At 63.8% G+C, this 9,651-nt stretch carries 7 protein-coding genes, 1 other RNA gene and 1 pseudogene; 5 read left to right on the top strand and 4 right to left on the bottom strand.

All coding sequences use genetic code 11. The annotated features are described in order from the left end of the window. Nucleotides 1-38 precede the first annotated feature (38 nt). Nucleotides 39-806 (bottom strand): FCD domain-containing protein, encoded by a 768-nt coding sequence (locus tag V7787_RS21460; protein ID WP_010955371.1) that lies wholly within the window; start codon nucleotides 804-806, stop codon nucleotides 39-41. A gap of 256 nt (nucleotides 807-1,062) precedes the next feature. Between V7787_RS21460 and V7787_RS21455 the strand changes: the two genes are divergently transcribed. The 5 genes from V7787_RS21455 (at nucleotide 1,063) to ssrA (ending at nucleotide 8,380) form a co-directional block, all read left to right on the top strand. Next, on the top strand, nucleotides 1,063-2,733 hold the full coding sequence (locus tag V7787_RS21455) for a lactate permease LctP family transporter (RefSeq protein ID WP_010955372.1): 1,671 nt from the start codon (nucleotides 1,063-1,065) through the stop codon (nucleotides 2,731-2,733). Nucleotides 2,734-2,795: 62 nt separating this feature from the next. Beyond that, nucleotides 2,796-3,941: an FMN-dependent L-lactate dehydrogenase LldD gene (lldD, locus tag V7787_RS21450; protein WP_003249907.1), complete on the top strand. Its 1,146-nt coding sequence runs from the start codon at nucleotides 2,796-2,798 to the stop codon at nucleotides 3,939-3,941. 75 nt (nucleotides 3,942-4,016) lie between these two features. Further along, a complete protein-coding gene (locus V7787_RS21445) occupies nucleotides 4,017-6,827 on the top strand; it encodes an FAD-binding and (Fe-S)-binding domain-containing protein (protein WP_336089525.1) in 2,811 nt (936 codons plus the stop codon). Nucleotides 6,828-7,598: 771 nt separating this feature from the next. After that, nucleotides 7,599-7,889, top strand: a complete 291-nt coding sequence (locus V7787_RS21440; protein ID WP_336089524.1) for a hypothetical protein — start codon at nucleotides 7,599-7,601, stop codon at nucleotides 7,887-7,889. A 99-nt stretch (nucleotides 7,890-7,988) separates the two neighbouring features. Continuing rightward, nucleotides 7,989-8,380, top strand: a transfer-messenger RNA (tmRNA) gene (gene ssrA / locus V7787_RS21435). Between the two features lie 259 nt (nucleotides 8,381-8,639). Here ssrA and V7787_RS21430 read toward each other — a convergent pair. The 3 genes and pseudogenes from V7787_RS21430 to V7787_RS21420 form a co-directional block, all read right to left on the bottom strand. Further along, nucleotides 8,640-8,789, bottom strand: a pseudogene (locus V7787_RS21430) (helix-turn-helix domain-containing protein); the annotation flags it as partial. 127 nt (nucleotides 8,790-8,916) lie between these two features. Beyond that, a complete protein-coding gene (locus V7787_RS21425) occupies nucleotides 8,917-9,525 on the bottom strand; it encodes a LysE family translocator (protein WP_198747859.1) in 609 nt (202 codons plus the stop codon). Further along, complete coding sequence (locus V7787_RS21420) at nucleotides 9,518-9,640, bottom strand: hypothetical protein (RefSeq protein ID WP_269835655.1); 123 nt, start codon at nucleotides 9,638-9,640, stop codon at nucleotides 9,518-9,520. Before V7787_RS21420 ends, V7787_RS21425 begins: the two co-directional genes overlap by 8 nt. Nucleotides 9,641-9,651 lie beyond the last annotated feature (11 nt).

The raw sequence follows: 9,651 nt of genomic DNA, 5'->3' as shown, positions 1-9,651 counted from the left end.
GCTTGCCCGCGAAGAGGCCGGTACTGCCCATAAAAGTTTCAGCGCCCGCTGCGCCGCTCTGCCCGCGCCACCCGCTGCGCTTCTTCGTGCGCCTCATGCAGCACCTCCTGCACATACAAAATGTGCCGGCTGGACACCTCTCGCGCATCCTCCGCCCTGCCCTCGACAATCGCCAGGTACAGCTCCCGGTGCTGACTGATCAGCATGTCCCGGGTTTCGGTACGCTGCTGGTACATGCCGCCGATGTTGGTCACCACGTTACGCTTGAGCAGGTCGAACAGCCCCCGGATGGTGTGCAGCAACACCGCGTTATGACTGGCCTCGGCGATCGCCAGGTGGAAGCGCGCATCAGCCGCGCCCTCTTCCGCACGGGTCACCTCATCGACCCTGGCATAGCAGTCCTGCAGCGCATCGAAGGCCGCCTTCAACCGTGCCCGGTCCGGCTCGGTGGCACGCTGGGCAGCGTAATAGGCGCAGGACGCCTCCAGGGTATGGCGAAACTCGAGCAGGTCACGCTGCGCTTCGGCACTGTGCTCGAGCAACTGCAGCAACGGGTCGCTGAAGGTGGACCCCAACGACTCCGCCACAAAATTGCCCCCGCCCTGACGGCTGACCAGCAGCCCCTTGGCCACCAGCTTCTGGATCGCCTCACGCAGTGACGGGCGGGACACACCAAACTGCTCGGCCAGGACGCGCTCGGCCGGCAGCCGCTGCCCCGAGGTCAGCGTGCCTTCCAGAATCATCCCTTCCAGCCGATCGACAATGTCGTCGGACAGGCGCCGTTGGCGTACCTGATCAAAAACCATCACATGCTCTCCACAAACCCCCGGCAAATTTCAGGGGGTGTCTATTCTCGCCGATCCAGGCCACGCAAACACCCATCAAGCCGCGATTTTCCCAGCACATCAGATGCCCGCTCATCGGTACGCGACCAAAGTTTTGCACAGGACAAATTGACACACCCACGGCAGCGCTTTTAACCTAGCGCCCAGCCATTGTAAATTGGTCTTACCAATTATCCAATGCCAGTGCCTGACCAACAACAATTAGGGGCCACCCCATATGCAAACCTGGCAACAACTCTATAGCCCGCTTGGTAGTCTTGGCCTGTCCGCACTGGCGGCGGTCATCCCTATCGTGTTCTTCTTCCTGGCCCTCGCCGTGTTCCGCCTCAAGGGCCACGTAGCGGGCAGCATCACCCTCGCGCTGTCGATCCTGGTGGCGATCTTCGCCTTCCAGATGCCTGTCGACATGGCCCTCGCCGCCGCGGGTTACGGCTTCCTCTATGGCCTCTGGCCAATTGCCTGGATCATCGTTGCCGCGGTGTTCCTGTACAAACTCACGGTCAAGAGCGGCCAGTTCGAAGTGATCCGCAGCTCGGTGCTGTCGATTACCGACGACCAGCGCCTGCAAGTGCTGCTGATCGGCTTCTGCTTCGGCGCCTTCCTCGAAGGTGCGGCAGGCTTTGGCGCACCGGTGGCCATCACGGCCGCACTGCTGGTGGGCCTGGGCTTCAACCCGCTGTACGCTGCCGGCCTGTGCCTGATCGCCAACACCGCGCCAGTGGCCTTCGGCGCCCTGGGCATCCCGATCATCGTGGCCGGCCAGGTCACCGGTATCGACGCCTTCCACATCGGCGCCATGACCGGCCGCCAGCTGCCGCTGCTGTCGCTGTTCGTGCCGTTCTGGCTGGTGTTCATGATGGATGGCCTGCGTGGCGTGAAGGAAACCTGGCCTGCCGCCCTGGTCGCCGGCCTGAGCTTTGCCGTCACCCAGTACTTCACCTCGAACTTCATCGGCCCGGAACTGCCAGACATCACCTCGGCCCTGGCCAGCCTGATCTGCCTCACCCTGTTCCTGAAAGTCTGGCAGCCCAAGCGTGCGTTCAGCGAGGCCAAAGGCAGTGTCGGCGCAGCCGTTGTGCAGCCAAGCGGCAGCCAGCCTAGCCCGTACAGCTTTGGCGAGATCTTCAAGGCCTGGTCGCCGTTCCTGATCCTCACCGTGCTGGTCACCATCTGGACCCTGAAGCCGTTCAAGGCGGCTTTCGCTCCGGGCGGCGCGATGTACAACTTCGTGTTCAACTTCGCCATCCCGCACCTCGACCAGCTGGTGATCAAGACCGCACCGATCGTTGCCGCGCCGACCGCCATGCCAGCGGTGTTCAAGCTCGACCCGATCTCCGCCACCGGCACCGCGATCTTCCTTTCGGCGCTGATCTCGATGGCGGTGCTGAAGATCAACTTCAAAACTGGTCTTACCACTTTCAAAGAAACCTTCTGGGAACTGCGCTGGCCGATTCTGTCGATCGGCATGGTGTTGGCCTTCGCCTTCGTCACCAACTACTCGGGCATGTCCTCGACCATGGCCCTGGTGCTGGCCGGTACCGGCGCCGCGTTCCCGTTCTTCTCGCCGTTCCTCGGCTGGCTGGGCGTGTTCCTGACCGGCTCGGACACCTCGTCCAACGCCCTGTTCAGCTCGCTGCAGGCCACCACCGCGCACCAGATCGGGGTCAACGACACCCTGCTGGTGGCGGCCAACACCAGCGGCGGCGTAACCGGCAAGATGATCTCGCCGCAATCGATCGCCGTGGCCTGCGCCGCTACCGGCCTGGTCGGCAAGGAATCCGACCTGTTCCGCTTCACCGTCAAGCACAGCCTGTTCTTCGCCACCATCGTCGGCCTGATCACCCTGGTCCAGGCTTACTGGCTGACCGGCATGCTGGTTCATCACTAAAGTGAAAGGGGCCGGGCGCCGTCGCGCGCCCGGCACTCCCACAAGCAACGCTGCGAGAATCCATGATCATTTCTGCCTCTACCGACTATCGCGCCGCGGCCCAACGCAAGCTGCCCCCCTTCCTGTTCCACTACGCTGACGGCGGCGCCTACGCCGAGCACACCCTGCGCCACAACGTCTCGGACCTGGCCGGCATCGCCCTGCGCCAGCGCGTGCTGAACAACATGTCCGAGCTCAGCCTGGAAACCAAGCTGTTCGACGAAACCCTGAGCATGCCGGTGGCCTTGGCCCCGGTCGGCCTCACCGGCATGTACGCACGCCGTGGCGAAGTGCAGGCCGCGCGTGCAGCGGCGGCCCACGGCATCCCGTTCACGATGTCGACTGTGTCGGTGTGCCCGATCGAAGAAGTGGCGCCCGCCATCAACCGGCCAATGTGGTTCCAGCTGTATGTACTCAAGGACCGCGGCTTCATGCGTAATGCCCTGGAGCGCGCCAAGGCCGCCGGCGTCAAGACCCTGGTGTTCACCGTGGACATGCCCGTACCCGGCGCCCGCTACCGCGACGCCCACTCTGGCATGAGCGGCAAGAACGGCCCGCTGCGCCGCGTGCTGCAAGCCATGACCCACCCCGAGTGGGCATGGGACGTGGGCGTGATGGGCCGCCCGCATGACCTGGGCAACATCTCCAAATACCGTGGCAACCCCACCGGCCTTGCCGACTACATCGGCTGGCTGGGCAACAACTTCGACCCGTCCATTTCCTGGAAAGACCTGGAGTGGATCCGCGAGTTCTGGGACGGCCCGATGATCATCAAGGGCATTCTCGATGCCGATGACGCCCGCGATGCGGTCAAGTTCGGTGCCGACGGTATCGTGGTGTCCAACCACGGCGGCCGCCAGCTCGACGGCGTGCTGTCCAGTGCCCGCGCCCTGCCGGCGATTGCCGACGCGGTCAAAGGCGACTTGAAGATTCTGGCCGACTCGGGCATTCGCAGTGGCCTGGACGTGGTGCGCATGATTGCCCTGGGTGCCGACACCGTACTGATCGGCCGCGCCTTCCTCTACGCCCTTGCCGTGCATGGCCAGGCCGGCGTGAAAAACCTGCTTGAGCTGTTCGAAAAGGAAATGCGCGTGGCCATGGTGCTGACCGGTGCCAAGTCGATCAGCGAGATCACCCGCGACTCGCTGGTACGCGAACTGGGCGCCTGAACGCCTGCAAGAACCACCGCCTGAATGACCCGGGGCATGTAGCGCACAGACGCCACAGCCCCGCGAGGAGACTGCATGAGCCTGCCCGCCGCGTTCCTGCGTGATGCCGAGCGCCTGATCCCCGCCGAACGCCGCTTCGACGACCCCACCTCCACCCTGGCCTTCGGCACCGACGCCAGCTTCTACCGCTTGATCCCCAAGCTGGTGGTGCGCGTCGAGTCCGAGGACGAAGTGGTTGGCCTGATCAAACTGGCCCAGCGCGAGCGGGTGCCGGTCACCTTCCGCGCTGCCGGCACCAGCCTGTCTGGCCAGGCCATCAGCGATTCGGTGCTGATCGTGCTCGGCGATAACTGGAACGGCCGCGAAATCCGTCGCCAGGGCGAGCAGATTCGCCTGCAACCCGGCGTGATCGGCGCCCAGGCCAACGCCTGGCTGGCCCCCTTCGGGCGCAAGATCGGCCCCGACCCGGCCTCGATCAACGCCTGCAAGATCGGCGGCATCGTCGCCAACAACGCCAGTGGCATGTGCTGCGGCACCGCGCAGAACACCTACCACACCCTGGCGGGCCTGCGCCTGGTGCTGGCCGACGGCACCCGCCTGGACAGCGAAGACCCGGCCAGCGTCGCCGCCTTCGAAAGCAGCCACGCCGAGCTGCTGGAAGCACTGGCCCGCCTGGGCCGCGAAACCCGCGCCAACACCGCGCTGGCTGAACGCATCCGGCACAAATACCGGCTGAAGAACACCACCGGCCTGTCACTGAACGCACTGGTGGACTACGACCAGCCGCTGGACATTCTGCAGCACCTGCTGGTCGGCTCGGAAGGCACGCTGGGCTTCATCAGCGCCGTCACGTACGACACCGTGCCCGACCACCCGCACAAGGCCAGCGCCCTGCTGGTGTTCCCCAGCGTTGAAAGCTGCTGCCGCGCGGTACCCGTGCTCAAACAACAGCCGGTCTCGGCCGTGGAACTGCTCGACCGCCGCAGCCTGCGCTCGGTGCAGAACATGCCCGGCATGCCGCTGTGGGTAAAAGGCCTGTCGGACAATGCCTGCGCCCTGCTGATCGAATCCCGCGCCGCCAGCCAGAGCCTGCTGCACGAGCAACTGCAGCAGGTCATGGCCTCGATCGCCGACTTCCCGCTGGAACAGCAAGTGGACTTCAGCGAAGACCCGGCCGTGTACAACCAGCTGTGGAAAATCCGCAAGGACACCTTCCCCGCCGTCGGTGCCGTGCGCCAGACCGGCACCACGGTCATCATCGAAGACGTGACCTTCCCCGTCGAGCAACTGGCCGAAGGCGTCAACCGCCTGATCCAGCTGTTCGACAAGCATCACTATGACGAAGCGATCATTTTCGGCCACGCGCTGGAAGGCAACCTGCACTTCGTCTTTACCCAAGGTTTCAACAGCGCCGAAGAAGTCGCCCGTTACCAGGCGTTCATGGACGACGTGGCGCAGCTGGTGGCGGTGGAGTTTGGCGGCTCGCTCAAGGCCGAACACGGCACCGGGCGTAACATGGCGCCCTTCGTGGAGCTGGAGTGGGGCCACGATGCCTACCAGCTGATGTGGAAGCTCAAGCGCCTGCTCGACCCCAACGGCATCCTCAACCCCGACGTGGTGTTGAGCGACGACCCGGATATCCACCTGAAAAACCTCAAGCCGCTGCCTGCCGCCGACGAAATTGTCGACAAGTGCATCGAGTGCGGCTTCTGCGAACCGGTGTGCCCGTCCAAGGGCCTGACCCTCAGCCCACGCCAGCGCATCGTCATGTGGCGTGACATCCAGGCCAAGCAACGCGCCGGCATCGATACACGTGAACTGATGCAAAGCTACCAGTACCAGGGCATCGACACCTGCGCCGCTACCGGCCTGTGCGCCCAGCGCTGCCCGGTCGGCATCAACACCGGCGAGCTGGTGAAAAAACTGCGCAGCCAGGCCGCCGACCACGCTAAAACCGCCGACTGGCTGGCCGAGCATTTCCACACTGCCCTAAGCGGTGCGCGCCTGACCCTGACCGCCGCCAACACCGCACGCAAGCTGCTTGGCGCCCCGCGCCTGGGCCGCCTGAGCGCCTCGCTGAGCAAAGCCAGCAAAGGCCGCCTGCCCCAATGGACCCCGGCCATGCCGCAACCGCTGCGCCCGCTGGCCTTCGGCGCTACCAGCAACGACGCCCGCCCCCGCGTGGTGTACCTGGCTGCCTGCGTCTCCCGGGTCATGGGCCCGGCTTATGCCGACCGCGAGCAAAGCTCGCTGCTGGACAAAACCCGCGCCCTGCTGGAAAAGGCCGGTTACCAGGTGGTGTTCCCCGACAACGCCGACAGCCTGTGCTGCGGCCAACCGTTCGCCTCCAAGGGCTACCCCGAGCAGGCCGAACACAAGCGCCAGGAACTGATCACCGCCCTGCTGCACGCCAGCCGCGGCGGCCTCGACCCGATCTATTGCGACACCAGCCCCTGCACCCTGCGCCTGGTGCAGGACCTGAGCGACACCCGGCTGGACCTGTACGACCCGGTGCGCTTCATCCGCACCCACCTGCTCGACCGCCTGGAGTTCACCCCCCAGGACGAACCGGTAGCCGTGCACGTGACCTGCAGCACCCAGCACCTGGGCGAAAGCCAGGCCTTGATCGACCTGGCGCGGCGTTGCAACAAACAGGTGGTGATCCCGGAAGGCATTCATTGCTGCGGGTTTGCCGGTGACAAAGGCTTCACCACCCCCGAGCTGAACGCCCACTCGCTGCGCAGCCTGAAGGACGCCGTGCAGTATTGCAGCGAAGGTATTTCCACCAGCCGCACCTGCGAGATTGGCCTGTCGAGCCACAGCGGCATCGACTACCACGGCCTGGTCTACCTGGTGGACCGCGTCACCCGGCCACGCAGCCTATAACACGCTGATATAGGTGGGGAGCGCTGTGTAGGAGCGGGTTTACCCGCGAAGAGGCCGGCCCTGCTGGCCAATCTCCACCCGCCGTCCACCGGCGCAGCCACCACCGTATTCGCGGGTAAACCCGCCCCTACGCAGATTGGTGGTGGACACACATCGGTGGTTGTACACAGCCCCCCCGTAGGAGCGGGTTCACCCGCGAAGAGGCCGGCCCTGCTGACCAATCCCCACCCGTCGTCCACCGTCGCAGCCACCACCGCATTCGCGGGTAAACCCGCCCCTACACCGATTGGTGGTGCCCACACATCGGTGGTTATACACAGCCCCCCGTAGGAGCGGGTTCACCCGCGAAGAGGCCGGCCCTGCTGACCAATCCCCACCCGCCGTCCACCGTCGCAGCCACCACCGCATTCGCGGGTAAACCCGCCCCTACACCGATTGGTGGTGCCCACACATCGGTGGTTATACACAGCCCCCCCGTAGGAGCGGGTTTACCCGCGAAGAGGCCAGCCCTGCTGGCAAATCTCTACCCGTCGTCCACCGTCGCAGCCACCACCGCATTCGCGGGTAAACCCGCCCCTACACCGATTGGTGGTGCCCACACATCGGTGGTTATACACAGCCCGCCGTATCCGCGGGTTCACCCGCGAACACCGGCAACGCCGGTGCCATCCCCACCTCAATATCGCCCCGCCACATCCCGATGGAACCCCCGCCAATCCCCCGCAGTCCACCTTACAGGCCCACCTTCCAGAGGCCCCAGAGGAGACACCCATGAAAGGTACCGCACTTTCGGCCCTGTTCGCGGCCGCCACCCTGCTGGCTTCGCCGGTGTTCGCCGCCGATGACCTCTGCGCCGCCAACCTGCAAAAGATCGACGACAGCATGGCCACCGCCGGCGCCACTTCCGAAGGCCTGGACAAAGCCATCACCGAGCACGTCGACAAAGCCAAGGCCGCCCAGGCCTCGGGCGATACCAAGGAATGCATTGCCATTACCAGCAAGGTCCTGGAGCGCCTGGAAAAAACCGAGAAAGGCAGCAGCAGCAGCAGCGGCGGCGCGTAAGCCCAAAAGCGGGCGACTGGACCGGCTGTCGACGTCGCCCGCGCAATGGCGTATACTCCGTCCTACGCGCCGTAAGGTGCGTTAGCCAAGAGCTAGTGCGGGGCCGATTAGGATTCGACGCCGGTAGCGAAACTCTAGGTGCATGCCGAGTTGGTAACAGAACTCGTAAATCCACTGTTGCAACTTCTATAGTTGCCAATGACGAAACCTACGGCGAGGAATCCTACGCTCTCGCAGCGTAAGTGACCTTTGCTTCTGGTAGCTTCGGCTCCAGCAATCACTAGGGGATGCCTGTAAACCCGAAATGATTGTCATACAGAACAGGATCGTCGCGTAGCACGTTGTGGGCGAAGTGACTAAAACTTACACAACTCATCCAAAGCACCCTGCCCGTCGGGCGGCTGCGGATTAAATCAGTAGACACGGCTAAGCATGTAGTACCGACAGCGGAGTACTGGCGGACGGGGGTTCAAATCCCCCCGGCTCCACCAAATCCAAAGAAGAAGACGCCCTCGGGCGTCTTTTTTTGTGCCTGGTATTTGGGCGCTGCGGGTCGAAAAAACGGATTTAACCTCTTTCTTGTAGGGCGTTTCCCAAACCACATCGAAGCCGGCATTCCTTGCCAAAACGCCCGCGAACAGGCCTCGGAACTGATGGGCTATGAATAGGGTAGGCAACGCGTTGAGATCAGCAATTTGACTCACCAAAGCGCAGTCGCCCTCACCCCACCATCGACAATCCCCTACCCACCCCACCACGCGGCAGATCCTCGAGCCCGTCGATACCATTGGCCAAGTACCGACTACGCCACTTGAACACCACTGGTGCGGTAACGTTCAGCCGCAAGCTGACCTCCTTCGGTGTCAGTCCACTGTCCAGCAACAGCAGAATCGAGGCCCGGGTAACGCTACGATAGGGCATTCGCCCGGAGCGGGCAGTCTTCCTCAGATGTACGCGGTCGTCATCCGACAGCAGGAATTCCAGTGCCTTCCTGGCCATGCAGCCTCCTGGTTACATTCAAAACGGTTCATTTGCTGGCCGACGCCATCAGCATGCCAAAACAGAAGAAAGTGACGCCCGAAAGCTTGCCGACAATCCGCGCGCCGCGGTTGGTCGACAACCAGCCCCTGGCGCCGTTGGCCATCAGCGCATAGCCGGTGTGCACCAGCACCACCAGCAGGGCGTAGGACGACACCAGTATGAAGAACTGGCTGTAGTAGCTGTCCTGCGCACGGATGAACTGCGGGAAAACCGCCAGGAAGAAAAATCCTGCTTTGGGGTTGAGCAACTGGATCGACAGCGCCTCGACAAAACGGCGCCAGGGTTGCGTGGCGGTCACCGTGAGCTCGGAGATAAAGCGCTGCGTGCGCCACATCTTGACCCCCAGGTACAGCAGGTACAGGGCACCAACATACTTGAGCACGGTGAACGCCATCGCAGAGGTCGCCAGGATCAACCCGACACTGCTGGCCGAGAGTCCGGCGACGATGAAGGCGCCCAAGGCGATACCGAGGATCCCGGGCAGCGCGCCGCTCCATCCATGGCGCAGGGCGTTGGAAAGTGTCAGCACCACTCCGGGGCCAGGGCTGAGTACGGTAAGCGTCGCGAGAATGAGGAACAGTCCATAACTAGCCATGCAGCATGCCTCCTGGCAGCAGGTTCAACAACGTCCGCGCCGCCCAGAGCAGGTATTGCCCCAGCAGCCCGGTGAACAGCAGGCCGGCACCGACCACATAGAGGTACGGTTGCAAGCCTTGATAAC

It is taken from the genome of Pseudomonas sp. CGJS7 (assembly GCF_036961695.1).
The sequence above is the reverse complement of the archived record's forward strand: the minus strand, read 5'-3'. Positions and strand labels throughout refer to the sequence as shown.